Source organism: Streptococcus parasanguinis (assembly GCF_015557775.1).
Taxonomy (GTDB): Bacteria; Bacillota; Bacilli; order Lactobacillales; family Streptococcaceae; genus Streptococcus; species Streptococcus parasanguinis_AA.
Map to the genome: position 1 here is coordinate 210,899 of NZ_JADNOY010000004.1, position 14,579 is coordinate 225,477.

General features: G+C 45.0%; 13 protein-coding genes. 2 read left to right on the forward strand and 11 right to left on the reverse strand.

Annotated elements, in window-relative coordinates:
- Window positions 1–382 precede the first annotated feature (382 nt).
- From I2F76_RS07080 to I2F76_RS07130, 11 genes are all read right to left on the reverse strand, one after another.
- Window positions 383–2,605: a heavy metal translocating P-type ATPase gene (locus I2F76_RS07080; protein ID WP_070588651.1), complete on the reverse strand. Its 2,223-nt coding sequence runs from the start codon at window positions 2,603–2,605 to the stop codon at window positions 383–385.
- Window positions 2,606–2,616: 11 nt separating this feature from the next.
- Entirely contained in the window at window positions 2,617–2,988 is a 372-nt protein-coding gene (locus I2F76_RS07085) for a cupredoxin domain-containing protein (protein WP_003013285.1), read from the reverse strand.
- Window positions 2,989–3,006: 18 nt separating this feature from the next.
- Complete coding sequence (locus I2F76_RS07090; protein ID WP_070588650.1) at window positions 3,007–3,402, reverse strand: CopY/TcrY family copper transport repressor; 396 nt, start codon at window positions 3,400–3,402, stop codon at window positions 3,007–3,009.
- A 149-nt stretch (window positions 3,403–3,551) separates the two neighbouring features.
- The gene (locus I2F76_RS07095; RefSeq protein WP_070588648.1) at window positions 3,552–4,184 is read right to left on the reverse strand and encodes an SGNH/GDSL hydrolase family protein; all 633 of its coding nucleotides are present in this window, start codon (window positions 4,182–4,184) and stop codon (window positions 3,552–3,554) included.
- Complete coding sequence (locus I2F76_RS07100; RefSeq protein WP_070588647.1) at window positions 4,185–5,033, reverse strand: HAD family hydrolase; 849 nt, start codon at window positions 5,031–5,033, stop codon at window positions 4,185–4,187.
- Between the two features lie 166 nt (window positions 5,034–5,199).
- Window positions 5,200–5,916: a DUF554 domain-containing protein gene (locus I2F76_RS07105; protein ID WP_070588645.1), complete on the reverse strand. Its 717-nt coding sequence runs from the start codon at window positions 5,914–5,916 to the stop codon at window positions 5,200–5,202.
- Window positions 5,917–5,938: 22 nt separating this feature from the next.
- Entirely contained in the window at window positions 5,939–7,603 is a 1,665-nt protein-coding gene (locus I2F76_RS07110; RefSeq protein ID WP_195487534.1) for a MutS-related protein, read from the reverse strand.
- Between the two features lie 3 nt (window positions 7,604–7,606).
- The gene (locus I2F76_RS07115) at window positions 7,607–8,950 is read right to left on the reverse strand and encodes a CapA family protein (protein ID WP_070588642.1); all 1,344 of its coding nucleotides are present in this window, start codon (window positions 8,948–8,950) and stop codon (window positions 7,607–7,609) included.
- Between the two features lie 525 nt (window positions 8,951–9,475).
- The gene (gene msrB / locus I2F76_RS07120; protein ID WP_070590023.1) at window positions 9,476–10,411 is read right to left on the reverse strand and encodes a peptide-methionine (R)-S-oxide reductase MsrB; all 936 of its coding nucleotides are present in this window, start codon (window positions 10,409–10,411) and stop codon (window positions 9,476–9,478) included.
- A gap of 272 nt (window positions 10,412–10,683) precedes the next feature.
- The gene (locus I2F76_RS07125; RefSeq protein ID WP_070590026.1) at window positions 10,684–11,040 is read right to left on the reverse strand and encodes a helicase BlpT; all 357 of its coding nucleotides are present in this window, start codon (window positions 11,038–11,040) and stop codon (window positions 10,684–10,686) included.
- A gap of 278 nt (window positions 11,041–11,318) precedes the next feature.
- Window positions 11,319–12,254 carry a dihydroorotate oxidase gene (locus I2F76_RS07130; RefSeq protein WP_003016837.1) on the reverse strand — a complete coding sequence of 312 codons (936 nt, stop codon included), beginning with the start codon at window positions 12,252–12,254 and terminating at the stop codon, window positions 11,319–11,321.
- 299 nt (window positions 12,255–12,553) lie between these two features.
- Between I2F76_RS07130 and gdhA the strand changes: the two genes are divergently transcribed.
- Both gdhA and I2F76_RS07140 read left to right on the forward strand, forming a co-directional pair.
- Window positions 12,554–13,900: an NADP-specific glutamate dehydrogenase gene (gdhA, locus tag I2F76_RS07135; RefSeq protein WP_049488980.1), complete on the forward strand. Its 1,347-nt coding sequence runs from the start codon at window positions 12,554–12,556 to the stop codon at window positions 13,898–13,900.
- Between the two features lie 278 nt (window positions 13,901–14,178).
- On the forward strand, window positions 14,179–14,496 hold the full coding sequence (locus tag I2F76_RS07140) for a hypothetical protein (protein WP_049499760.1): 318 nt from the start codon (window positions 14,179–14,181) through the stop codon (window positions 14,494–14,496).
- Window positions 14,497–14,579: the final 83 nt, after the last annotated feature.

Sequence of the window (14,579 nt, forward strand, 5' to 3'; positions counted from 1 at the left end):
GGGTATTATACTATAATTTAATACCTAGCTACTTCCCTTGGAGCTGTAAGGAAAGAACAAAAAATGCTACAGCATGCTGTAGCACTTAAATTGAAGGCAAAGTATTTTTTAAAAAAACTTTCCTTAGGTGAGTACGGACGTCAGCGAACTTCTTCGAAGTTCCATGACTTAGTTTTGAGCCTAAGGTCTCAAAACTACCGAGTGCTTGAAATGATAATGTTTCAAGCACTTTTCTCACGGCGGAAAGTTTTTGGTATTTCTTGATTCAATCTAAAAATTGGAACTCATTTTTCTTTCTTCGTTGAATCACTTAACTTATATTACTTAAAAAGTTTTTCTACATTTTAAGCGATACTGCATGCTATACCACTTTTTATTTTCTTTAATCAATTTTCGCAACATTGAGAAGCAGAGAGCTAATCAAAACAGACACAGAACTAAGGGCCATAGCAAGACCTGCTAGTTCTGGATTGAGGGTCAATCCCAGTCCTACAAAGACTCCAGCAGCAATTGGAATCCCAAGGATATTGTAGATAGAGGCCCAGAAGAGATTGAGTAAGATCCGACGGAAGGTCTTTTGACTCATGTCAAAGGCGCGCACAACGCCAAGCAAATCATTTTGCGTGAGCACGATGCCACCGGACTCGATCGCAATATCCGTTCCAGATCCCATAGCAATTCCGACATCGGCGATCGAAAGAGCTGGAGCATCATTGATCCCATCTCCAACAAAGGCTACCTTACTACTTTCTTGCAGTTTTTGGATGGCGCTAGCTTTTTCTTGAGGAAGGACATCAGCAATGACGGTGTCAATTCCCACTTGCTTAGCAATAGCTTGGGCCACCCGTTCATTATCCCCTGTTAACATGACCGTTTTCAAGCCCCGTTCTTTGAGCTTTTTGATCGCTTCTTTTGAGCTGGCCTTCGGAGCATCTTGAATGGCAATCAAGCCAATCACTTGCCCATCCACAGACAAACTGATCACTGTTTTGGCCTGCTCTTGCAACTCTACCATTCGTTTTTCAAGCTCCGGATCCATCGCTGTCCCGTCATGAAGTTTGCCATTTCCCAAGGTCACCAACTGCTGGTCGATCTGACCTTGGACCCCTTTTCCTTCAATCGCTTGGAAGTTTTCCACAGGGGATAACACCAAACCTTTTTCTTCTGCTTGGGATAACACCGCTTGGGCTAGTGGATGTTCTGAAAAAGTTTCAAGACTAGCAGCCAGTGTCAAGACACGCGCTTCATCTCCTACAACATCGGTTACAAGTGGTTGGCCAATGGTAATAGTCCCTGTCTTATCAAATACAACGGTTTGAATCTTTTGCACTTCTTGAAGAACTGTTCCATTTTTAATCAGAACCCCCATCTTGGCACTACGGCCGGTTCCGACCATCAGGGCTGTTGGGGTTGCTAAACCAAGGGCACAAGGACAGGCAATAATGAGGACAGAGACTGCATAGAGCATGGCCTCTTGAAGCGACGCGCCCAGAAGCACGGACCAAACCCAGAAAGTCGCAATGGCCAAAATCGTCACCACTGGAACAAAGATACCTGAAATCTTATCCGTCAGATCTTGAATAGGAGCACGACTGGATTGGGCCATTTTGACAAAGTCCACAATTTGAGATAAGAGGGTCTCACTACCGACTTTTTCAGCCTTAAAGAGAATGGTCCCATTGCTGTTGATAGTGGAGCCAATCACTGCATCACCAACCGACTTTTCCACAGGAAGGCTTTCACCTGTCACCATCGACTCATCAATGGTCGTACTTCCTTCTACAATCGTCCCATCAACTGCGATCTTTTCCCCAGGACGGACCCGAATCAAGTCACCAATTTGGATATCTTCTGCCGCCACCTCGACATAGTTCCCATCACGGAGAACTTGAGCCGTTTTTGCCTGCAAATCCAACAATTTTTCCACAGCCTCGGAGGCATTGTTACGCATCCGTTCTTCAAAGATTTGCCCTAAGAGGATAAAGAAGATGATAAAACCCGCAGCCTCAAAGTATACTGGCTGACCAGTAAAAAGGGCAAATACACTATAGACATAGGCTACCAGGGTTCCAAGAGCTACCAAGGTATCCATATTGGAATGGTGCTTCTTAAATGAGGCCCAGGCACTCTTGATAAAAGGAACTCCTGCTACCAACATGATCGGCGTTGTCGCTAGAAAGTTTCCCCAGCGATTGACTGGATGGGAGACAAATCCTGCCCACATCCCGATCATCAAGATTAATAAAGGAAGGGTAAAGATACTAGTAATCCAAAAGCGATCCCGTAAACTTAAGACACGACGGCGTTTTTCCACAACCGTGTAGGAACCCTTTTGCATCTTCATTCCACATGAAAACTCAAAGTCCCCTGTTTCTGTCGGGGTAAAGGATATCACTTTATCCACACCGACTTCCAAAGGCTCTAAAATCCCCTGATCTTCAAACAAAATTTCCTTGTAACAGCCGGAAGGATTGACCCGATGGAAGGTGATTTCAGCAGGGATCCCTTTTTGAAGTTGAAATTCTTTGGGACTATAGCCCTTTTCTGCTGTAATACGGATCTTTTGCACTCCGTTTTCCACAACTGCTTTTTGTTTTTCTACCATACCTAACTCCTTTATTCCACAATCATTTGACCATGCATCATGTTCATTCCACATGAAAACCCATATTCGCCCGCTTTTTCTGGCGTAATTTCAATGACATGTTTTTCACCTAAAGGCAAATCTTCATGAACGCCAAAGTCTGGAAAGATCACTTGAGCCAGACATGAAGATGGATCCTTGCGATTAAAGATGATCCGGGCTGGAACATTCTTTTTCAGGACAATGGTTTCAGGCGAATAGCCCCCCATGACTTCGACTTCAATTTCTTGATAACCTGATTTCTGACGAGCGTGGCCGCTTACCTTTTCATGCTCTGCAAAGAACCACCAAGCAATAAAAGCAACCCCAAGTAAACAAACAATACTAATTAACAATCCAAACATTAAAATTCCTTCTTTCTATTACATACAATTGCAAGGGACTGTTTCGACAGCATCTGCTTTCTTTTCTTCCAGGACCTGCTGCAGCTGATTAAGATCTGCAAGCGTAAAGTCACTCTCCTGAATCAAGTTTTCAAGCACCTGGACAATCCTTTTTGAACAAACCTTGTCCTTCACATCCTCAACGACCAAGTCTAAACTCTGGTCCTGCGTCAACAGAGCCGAGTAGACAAAGGCTTTACCAGATTTTTCTCTGGTCAGACAGCCTTTCTCCACCAAGCGCGTCAAGAGGGTCTTGATGGTCGACTTCGACCAGTCAAAGCGCTCGGACAAGACGGCGATCAAATCCCTGCTGGTCTGCTTGCCTTCCATCCAGATAATCTTCATGATGCGCCATTCCGCATTGGAAATTTGCATAGCCTCTCCTTTCTAAATCTACATTTGTAAATCTTATGATGCTATTTTACACCTAAGATTTACATTTGTCAACCAAAAGTTTTAAAAAAAAAACAAATCTTCCTTTGAAGATTTGTCTGGTTGGGCTTTTTTCGCTCCTATTTTTGTCTCTATAATGTCTCCTGCAGAGCTTGGGCTAGGATGCGGTAACCTGCTACACTTAAATGGAGGCCATCAGTCGTATAGGCTTCTGCCAACTGCCCCTTTTCATCCAATAAAGACGAATACACATCGACATAGCTGACCTGGTGGTAGGCCTGGGCCAATTCTTGATAGGCTTGATTGAGGGCTTGAATTTTTTCATTGGTCCGCACATAGACCTTTTGCTTGTAGCGCTCTTCTTGACTCACCGGTAGAACCGAGATCAGGTTGATGTGGGTCAGCGGAAAGTCCCGCATGATCGCTTGTAAGACCGCTTCTACATTGTCCAAGGTTTCCTTTTGAGGAATTTCTTTTCCGATATCATTGGTCCCGATCAAGAGAAAGATCTGATCCACCGCCGTTCCAAAGACATGGGCGTCTAGATGCTCACGAAGGAGATCCGTCTTATAGCCTCGCACTCCTCGATTGACCATGTGCTTGGGACTTTGTAATAGTTCATGAATGGGAAAATACTCCACGATGGAGTCTCCGATAAAGATCAAACCAGGCTCCTTCAGAGGGGCTTGATTGAGTTCCCGATAGGTTGTTACGATCTTCTCCTGCTCCTTTAAAAGCCAGTCTTCTAACAGTTGTACCGCCATCTAATTCTTTCCTTTCACTTGTTCCCAGGGGGTCAATCCTAGATACTCTTCGATCACCTGGTAGACACCACCTTCCTGATGGCTCGGTGCTAGGTGTTTGGCAACCGCCTTGACTCCTGCTTCTGCATTGGCCACAGCATAGGAGTGAGCAGCCATTTCAAGCATTTCGATGTCGTTTCCGCTATCCCCAAAGGCCATGACCTGGCTGGCATGAAGCTGCCACTTCTCCATTAATTGAGCCAGTCCCCAAGCCTTGTGAATGCCTGCTTGTAAGAGATCCATGCTGCCAAAACCGCTCGAAACCGCCATCAGTTGATCTCCAAAAGCCTGCTGGACTTCTTGGCGCACTTGATCAAGACGATCCAAGCCAACCACCAAGCTCATTTTAAGCACCTGGTCAAACAAATCGGCTGTCAATTCCGGAACAAACTTCATTCGCTTGTACAAGGCTTCAATCACTTCCGGCTGCATGAATTTTTCAACTTCTGTAAAGACCGTGCCTTCCTTGACAAAGCCACCATTGACAGCTGATACAACCAACTGATCTGAAATTTCCCGGCCCTTAAAATAATCAAGGACCGCCTCCACCAATTCCCGATCCCAGAATTTTCCTAGAACCATCTGGTCATTCTCAAAAATCCGAGCTCCGTTGGCGACGACCAGGGTCACCCGCTTGACCAAGGGACCCAAGAGCTGGCGCATGCGATGGATTTCATTTCCCGTCGCAATGACAAAGCGAATCCCTTTTTGATCCAAGTGGTCCAACAGCCTTTCCAGACGAGGAAGGTCCACCTCTCCTCGTTCATCTAATAAGGTCCCATCCATATCTGTTGCAATTAGTTTGATCATAACTCACTCACCCTTCACCTTCGAAATGAATCCAATCTTCACTCCTGTTTCTTATTTTATCACATTTAAAAGAATTCCTTTCTTTTCGGAGCACCTTCATTTTTCTAACAAGACTACAAGGGCAAGCAAAAAAACTAACCAGTCTTTACCGGTTAGCTTCTATTTTTCACCCAACAAAGGCCCAAATAATGGCAATCAGCACTGCTGGAAGGAGATTGGCGACCTTGATTCGTTTGCCCCAGATGAGATTGATTCCTACACAGAGAATGAGGCTGGACCCGACTAGGGACAGATTCGAAAGGGCTTGTGGAGTCATGATCGGTGCGATCAAATGGGCCAACAGCGTGATCAAGCCCTGAAGGATCACGAGTGGAACCACCGCAAAGATCGCGCCCTTTCCTTTTGAAACGGTCAAGACCAAAACGATAACCATATCGAGAATAGCCTTGGCCAACAAGGTCGAGGTGTCGCCTGTCAAGCCATCCTGGACAGCTCCGACCACCGCCATAGCCCCGATACAAATGGTCAAGGCCGTGGTCATAAAGGCATCGACAAAGCTAGTATCGCCTTGGTTGCCCGTCTTTTTCTTCAGCCAGTTTCCCAGGCGCTCAAAGCCCTCCTCAATCTTCAAGAGTTCCCCGATAACGGTCCCGATCACTAGACTCAGAATCAACATCATACTGCCGTGACTTTCCACATGACTTCCATGCACCACCAGCATCTTTTCCAAGGTCCCTGCGATGCCCAAGACAAAAACAGCAACTCCTGTCACTTTCAGAAGGGTCTCATGAAAATCTTCTGATAAACGTTGACCGATGAGCAATCCTAAAAGCCCACCAAATACGACCCCTAAGGCATTATAGAAGGTCCCTAAACCGATCATTTACAAACTCCTTCGTTCATTTTCATTCTTTTTCAATTTCTTTCAAAGACCAGTGTCCCGTCTCTTCATACTGGTCAATCAAGTCCTTGGCTGTTTGCGTAATCTCCTCTGGATAATGCAGGCTTTCTAGGGTATTGACCGCATTCTTGGTCACGGCTGACCCTGGCTTGATCTGGTAGTCAAAGACGATCTTGCCATCCACATAGCGACTGTCAAAATGGTAATTATCATTGACCTCACCAGAGGCTGCGACCAGCTCAATATCATGACTGGAGATCATGTAGAGGCAGTTTTGGGCAGCCAACCAGCGGACAATCCCAAGACCTGATCCGATCCGCTCGATGGTATTGGTCCCCTTAAAGAGCTCGTCAATAAAGAAGTAGTGAAAACCAGGATTTTTCAGATGCTGAATCATACGCAAAATAGCTTTACTTTCGGTGATGAAGTAGCTATCTCCAACTTCAATATCATCGCTCACATCCATAGCCGTTAGGACATGTCCGTAAGGAAGGGCCAATCTTTCTCCATAGGCAAAGCCTAATCCTTGAGCCAGAATGGCATTGATAGCAACAGTTTTCAAATAGGTCGATTTCCCGGACGCATTGTCCCCACTGATGACCATATTTTTTTGAAAATGCACATCATTCGCAATCGGATTGGACAGCAAGGGATGGTAGAGCGTCTCTCCCTCAATGCCACCCGTTTCCGTAAAGACTGGCTGGCAGACCACTTCTAGGTCCCGCTTGTGGCGCAAGAGACTAATGGCTACTTCCATCTCCCCTAGCAGATCCAGAAGCTTCTGGGCCTCTTTTTGATAAGCCTTCACCTGATTGTAAATATAAACCTGAGCGATCTGCGGGAGTAAAAAGAGGACGTTGAGGTAGAGGAGAATAATTTCCATCTCAGATGTCCCCGTTGGACTCTGTAAGACACTGGCAAGGATCCGCGTTTTCTTAAAGGGTTTGACTGCTTGCTTTAGTTCTTCTTGTTGTGGCAAGGCTAGATGGCTCAAGCGTTCTGCCGAAGCAAAGATGCGAACCAGATAGCTAACATTGTCCAGACGGATTTTATTGGACCAATTGCGCAAACTTGAAAAGACGATATTAAAGACCACACTGATCACCAAGAGGGTAATGGCCCCAACTGGCTCAAAGGGGATGGCAAAAAGACAGACAATAGGAAGGCAGGCCAAGGCTAGATAGAGGGGCAAACCTGCATAATGCTTGCCGGGATTTGCGACAATACTTCGTGCCATGTTGTGGTTTTTCTTGCCCAGTTGGTTGAAAATAACCTGAACCTTGAGGCGCAAATCAGGATGCTCTTCAAAGAAGGCTTCTAAGTCATGAAGCTGATCCTGAGGCTGGAATTCCAGCAGGCGCATTTTTTGATAGAGAGCCTCTGCTCCAAGGCTCGATTGGGTATAGTTGAGCTGATCAAAGACCGCATCCAAAGCCAAATCATGCCAGGTCTGATCATCCACTTGGCTGTCGATCGTCTTTCCCTTAGCCGGATAAGCCAGACTGTCTATCAAACTTTCTTCTGTATCTTTCTTGCGAAAGAAAGGCGCTCCATCCCAAGCCTTCTTCAGCTTTTGCTTGAGGCGGATGGCCGTAAGAAATTTGGTTGCCCAAATCACCACGATCAATCCTAGGATCCCAAGCGGGATCCAGTTCACATTTCCTTCCATGCTCTATTCCTTTCCACTCTGAGGCCAGTCCAAGTGAACATGTTCCTTCATTTCTCGGTAGGCCGTGTCCACTCTCTCCTTGGTCTCCTCATCCAGCTTGTCGCGGTATTTGCCACCCTGGATAAAATCTTCCAAAATATAGGTCTGGTACTTGTACAAGTCATAGCCTTCAGGAGAATAAGTTCCTTTCGGAGTCCGACTGACCCAGGTTGGATGAGCAGTAGCTGTCTTGATCTTTGTCTTGCGGCCGACCTTTTCGATGGTCACATCCATCAAGACGCCTCGCTCTGTCCATTGAGCAGTCTCCACATCCCCCATGGTTTCCAGACGCTGATTGGACAGGAAATTCCCCATCGAGTAGATGATGAGCTTGTTTTGACCATCTTTATTGACCACTTCAGCAGGCTCTACAACATGGGGATGCCCGCCAAAGACAATATCAGCTCCCCAAGAAACCATCTTATGGTAGAGCTCTTTTTGCTCTTCTGTCGGCTCCAATTGGTACTCAATTCCCATTTGGGGCATGACAATGGTGATATCGGCCTCTTGCTCCGCCTTTTGGATCTCCGCCTTCATCCGCTCTTCATCCAGATCAGACAAGACATCTGCTTGCTCCTCTGGAGTAAGGGTCGTTTCCATTCCATTAAACCCATAAGCGTAGGCTAGAATAGCAATCTTGATGCCATTCACTTCCTTGATCACCAAGGGAGCCTGGCCTCTCTTTTCATGCGTGTAGACACCGACAGGGGTGATGCCAGCATCTTCAAAGGCCTTGGCTGTCGAATAGACCCCTTCTAGACCTGAATCCAAGATATGGTTGTGTCCCAAATCCATGACATCATAACCAGCATCCTTGATGGCTGGTACGACTTCGCTCGGTGCATTAAAGAGAGGATAACCTGACAAATAGTAATTCGGGTTAATGGTTCCCTCAAAATCACCCAAGGCTAGATCCGCTTTTTGTAGCCAGGGTTTGACATACTCATAATTTTCATGAAAATCATAGCTTCCATCTTCTTTTTGTGCACTCATATAGACCAGATCATGATAGAGCTGATCTCCATTGGCCATGATCCGAGCTGTATGAGGAATCTGATCAGCCGGTGTCTTAGCCTTGTACACAACCTCTGGCCGTTCGGTTGCGGTGATCGGAAAGCCTTGGAACTTTTGCACCCACAAGATAGCATTGGCCACGATAAAAACGACTGACAAGAGCACATAGACAAACTGTTCATTGGTCAGCTGAATCCTTGAAAAGAGACGATCAAAAGCCCAGTCAAAGGCCGCCGATAGCTCTTTTACCATCGTTTTGATGGTTCCTTTCACACTCTCCCACTTCTCTAACATTCCTACCTCTTCTTCGTACCTAGTTTCTCCAATGATCCGCCAACAAATTGAGCTGTCATTGAAATACTTTCTCTTCATTGTATCACAAATTTCCAGAGGAGAAAAAAAGTTCTGCAAAACAGAACTTCTAAATGATTTGATATTAAAAGAATGGTTTCTTCAAAGCAGAAAACATCATCACGATTTTCAACTGATGCAAGAATCTACTGAAACTTTCCGCTGTGAGAAAAGTGCCTGAAACAATACAGTTTCAGGCACTCGGGAGTTTTGAGAGTAAAACAGTTCGGGGAACTGTTTTAGCCTGAGCCTAAAAATTAAAAAGCGAAGGGGTTCAAAACGAATTGAACACGGGCTGCGGATTGTGTCAAAAAGATAAGTCCTCCTAGAATCGAAAGATTCTGCGTCAAACTTCCTATTTTGACTTTATCCGCAGACGCCCTTTGTATCTTGATTTAGTCATGGAACTTCTTCGAAGTTCGCTGACGTCCGTATTCACCTAAGGAAAGTTTCTAAGATGCTTTTCTATTATCTCAATGCTTTTACCAAATAACCATATCCTTCTTGCTCCATCTCTTCTTTTGGAATAAAGCGCAGAGAGGCCGAATTGATACAATAGCGAAGGCCACCTTGGTCTTTTGGTCCATCGGTGAAGACATGGCCGAGGTGGGCATTGCCTGAGCGGGAACGAACTTCGATCCGCTCCATCCCGTGGCTATGGTCCTGGTAATAGTGGACGACATCTTTGGCAATGGGACGGGAGAAACTTGGCCATCCACAGCCAGACGCAAACTTATCCTTGGCAAAGAAGAGTGGCTCCCCCGTCGTAATATCCACATAGATGCCCTCTTCGAAGGTCTGATCATAGGCATTGTGGAAAGGACGTTCCGTCGCACTTTCTTGGGTGACTTGGTACTGTTCTGCTGTCAGTTTCGCCTTTAGGATTTCTTGATCTGGCTTCTGATAGGCTGCTGGATCAATCAAGGGTTGGGCTGCATCTGTCACATCGATATGGCAATAGCCTCCAGGATTCTTCTTAAGGTAGTCTTGGTGGTAGTCCTCAGCCAAGATATAGTGGCGCAAGGGTTCCAACTCAACCGCGATTTTGTGGCCCAGTTGCTTCTCTTCTTCCGCAAACAGGTGGGCAATCACCTCACGATCTGCCTCGTCTGTATAATAGACACCGGTTCGATATTGTCGGCCTCGATCATTTCCCTGCTTGTTAATGGACAAGGGATCGATCACCCGGAAATAGTAGAGCAGAATCGCTCGTAGTGTGATTTTATTTGGATCGTAGATGACCTGAACGGTCTCTGCATGATCCGTTCCCTTGATCAGTTGGTAATTGGTCGTTTCTACCTGGCCATTGGCATAGCCCACCGTCGTCTGTTCTACACCGGGGATCCGTGAAAAATATTCCTCTAAGCCCCAAAAACAGCCACCTGCTAGATAAATCTCTGCCATCTTTTTTCCTCGCTTCCTGCATTCCCCACAAGGAACGCTTCTTACTATTAGCTCCATCATAATCCAAGAGCCTCAGATTTTCAAGGATTCTGCATCAAAAATCCCTTCTACTATATGTAAAAGGGATTCAATCCTTCTTATTTTTCAAATAAGAAAAAGAGCGAGTAATAGAAATTCCAAAACGATAGGGTTAACTGATGTAGAAAATCATGAAGGACTACCATGACCAACACCTCCTCTGAATATCTGTGGACAAACTCAAGGCACGTCAACTACAAAAGCACCGTCGGTCCGTAGACCTGTAAGTGAGGCTTCACAACCTCGTAATGCCAGTGATCATAAGTTCGCCAAGCTTGAAAGGCCTCTTCGTTCAAAGCTAACCCACCCAGACCAATCAATAGACTGGCGGTCTGATAAAACTTTTCTAACTCAATCAACAGACGATTGTCTACCCGCCTAGCCTTTCGTAAACCTTTCAACATCTGATCTAGATTTTCTTGAAATTGAAGGGTATCTGGACTAGGGGTGAATCCCTTAGAAAAGGCTGTTTGAAGAAGGGTGATCGTCGTTCTTGCCTCTTGAATCACATCCCTTTCTCCCATAGAAATCACCTTCCTTTTCACCTCCATTGTACACCTTTTTCTTTCTATAAAAATGGAAAATTCCTAAAACTAGGAACAGAATGAGGTTGGGACAAAAGTCCTAGCCTCTCAATTATTTTTGGATTGTCGAGCAAGACGCAGTGGTTGAGTGGGCTCTACTACGCTGATTTCATCAGCTTTTACAGCCCTACTCAACTGTGCGGAGGTGGGACGACGAAATTGAATTCTAACGAATGACCGATTTCTGTCCCACTCTCATAAAAAACTTCCCCAAGTTTCCACTTGAGGAAGTTCTTTTCGAAAGATTAGTCAATGTAGTGCAATTTCCCACGGAAGTCTTCTAGGCTTTGGTAGCCTTTTTCTTCCATGATAGCTTTGAGCTCCGCAGTGATGCGGTCAAAAGCTCCTACTCCTTCTTTATGCAGCGTCGTTCCGATTTGCACCATACTAGCCCCACAAAGGATATGCTCAAAAGCATCGCGACCAGTCAAGACACCACCTGTCCCCACAATCTGAATTTCTGGGTTCAGACGTTGGTAAAAGGCATGGACATTGGCGAGAGCCGTTGGCTTGATGTATTCTCCACCAATCCCACCAAATCCGTTCTTCGGACGGATCACCACGGATTCATCCTCAATGTAGAGGCCATTTCCGATCGAATTGACGCAGTTGACAAACTTGAGCGGGTATTTGTTAAAGATCGCTGCTGCTTGATCAAAATGAACGATATCAAAATAAGGTGGCAACTTGATGCCTAGAGGTTTGGTGAAATAGGCAAAGACCTCAGACAAGATCCGATCTGTCGTATCAAAATCATAGGCGATCTGAGGTTTCCCAGGGACATTGGGACAAGATAGGTTCAACTCTGTCAAGCCTTTAAAGTCACTATCTTGCACCTTTTTCAAGATGGTATGAGTTTCTTCAGGAGACATGCCGACGAGAGATAAGAAGAAGGTCCGGTCTGGATCCGTTTCTTGCAACTCCAATAAGTAATTCAAATAATAGTCCAACCCTTGGTTAGGTAGCCCCATTGAATTGATCGAACCAAGCGGCACATCTTGGTAGCGTGGCTCTGGATTACCAGCACGGAATTCTAAGGTCGCTGTCTTGGTCACAAAGGTCCCCGCAGCTGAGTTCTTCACTTCTTCTAATTCCTCAGTGGTCATACAGGCTACACCTGCCGCATTCATCAGGCAGTTGTCAAATTCAAAACCAGCAATTTGCGTTTTTGTCGATACCATCTTGTACTCCTTTTTTGAAACACCACCAACAGAATTGTTCGGGATGCTCTCTATTTTCTTCTTTCATTATACCATCACTTGGAAGCTTCCGGACTATCAAAGCTAAAAATTCTTCCAAACATTCGGACTTTCCTAGTCGCGATAAAATTTTCAGAAAATTCAACTTTTTTCTTTACAAGCCAAAAAAAGTCTGCTATAATGATCCATGTAATAAAACATGACATTGTTTGTCAACTGTCTCAAAACCACTCCCCTAGCGGGTTTGCTGGTTTTCGTTTCATTCACAAAGGAGAATTAACATGACAACTGCTAAAGAATATATCCAAAGCACTTTCGAAACTGTAAAAGCTCGTAACGGCCACGAAGCTGAATTCCTTCAAGCTGTTGAAGAGTTCCTCAGCACTTTGGAACCTGTTTTCGAAAAACATCCTGAATACATCGAAGAAAACATTTTGGCTCGTATTACAGAACCTGAACGCGTGATTTCTTTCCGTGTTCCTTGGGTTGACCGTGAAGGAAACATCCAAGTAAACCGTGGTTACCGTGTTCAATTCAACTCTGCTGTAGGTCCTTACAAAGGTGGTCTTCGTTTCCACCCAACTGTTAACCAAGGGATCTTGAAATTCCTCGGTTTCGAACAAATCTTCAAAAACGTCTTGACTGGTCTTCCTATCGGTGGTGGTAAAGGTGGATCTGACTTCGATCCTAAAGGAAAAACAGACGCTGAAGTGATGCGTTTCTGCCAAAGCTTCATGACGGAATTGCAAAAACACATCGGTCCTTCTCTTGATGTCCCAGCTGGTGATATCGGGGTTGGTGGACGTGAAATCGGATACCTTTACGGTCAATACAAACGCCTTCGCCAATTTGATGCTGGTGTCTTGACTGGTAAACCTCTTGGTTTCGGTGGTAGCTTGATTCGTCCAGAAGCAACTGGTTATGGTTTGGTTTACTACACTGAAGAAATGCTCAAAGCAAACGGCGACAGCTTTGCTGGTAAGAAAGTCGTGATCTCAGGTTCTGGTAACGTTGCTCAATACGCTCTTCAAAAAGCAACTGAACTTGGTGCAACTGTTATCTCTGTATCTGATTCAAACGGTTACGTGATCGACGAAAACGGTATTGACTTCGACCTTCTTACAGATGTTAAAGAAAAACGTCGTGCTCGTTTGACTGAATACGCTGCAGAAAAACCAACTGCTACTTACTACGAAGGTTCTGTATGGACTTATGCTGGTAACTATGACATTGCTCTTCCATGTGCAACTCAAAATGAAATCGATGGCGATGCTGCAAAACGTTTGGTCGCTCAAGGTGTAAAAGTTGTCTCTGAAGGAGCAAACATGCCAAGTAACATCGATGCCATCAACGTATACAAAGAAAATGGTATCCTTTACGGACCTGCTAAAGCAGCCAATGCTGGTGGAGTTGCTGTATCTGCTCTTGAAATGAGCCAAAACAGCCAACGTCTTTCATGGACACGCGAAGAAGTGGACGGACGTTTGAAAGACATCATGACCAACATCTTCAATACTGCTAAAACAACTGCAGAAACTTACGGACTTGGTAAAGATTACCTTGCAGGTGCCAACATCGCTGCCTTTGAAAATGTTGCAAACGCGATGATTTCACAAGGTCTTGTATAATCAATCGATATTTTTCTTTGAGACCTTCGGGTCAAAGCCTCTCAACTCCTGAAACCAGTATGTTTCAGGAGTTTTTTTGTAGCTACCGACCTCTATCAAGTCAACCCGACCAAGGGAGAAAAGCCATTTTTAAGACAAGGGGTTCGACCTTCTGTAGTGGGGAGATGTAAGCCCTCTCTTTTTCTGTATCTTTTTCTAAAAAAATTTTATTTTTTTTACTTTACCCCCTTGCATTTTTAATGAATTAGTATTAAACTATAGCAAAAGGAGGTGTGCTTATGTTTCTTTTAGCTCAAGAAAAATCAGATACGATCGAATTCCTTAAGTCTGAATTGATGCAACTGCTTTCTGATATGCGTCAGGAGGTTTCAGCTAGCCGTCAATCACAGACCGGTGCAGTTTGCCATCATATTGAATATTGCATGGACAAGATCCAAAGGGCAAAAAGTTCCGTAACCATTGCCCTCCCCATCGAATCCTTAAATCTCGAAATCACGACTATGTTGCGCCAGCAACTCATCGTCTTGCCACCAGAGGCTCGAAAAAATTGGGACCAAATTAAAAAGCTGGATTTCAAATACTGCCACTTAAAATAGACCAAAAAAGAGAGTGGGACAGAAATCGGTAATTCGTTAGAATTCGATTTCGTCGTCCCACCTCCGCACAGTTGAGTAGGGCT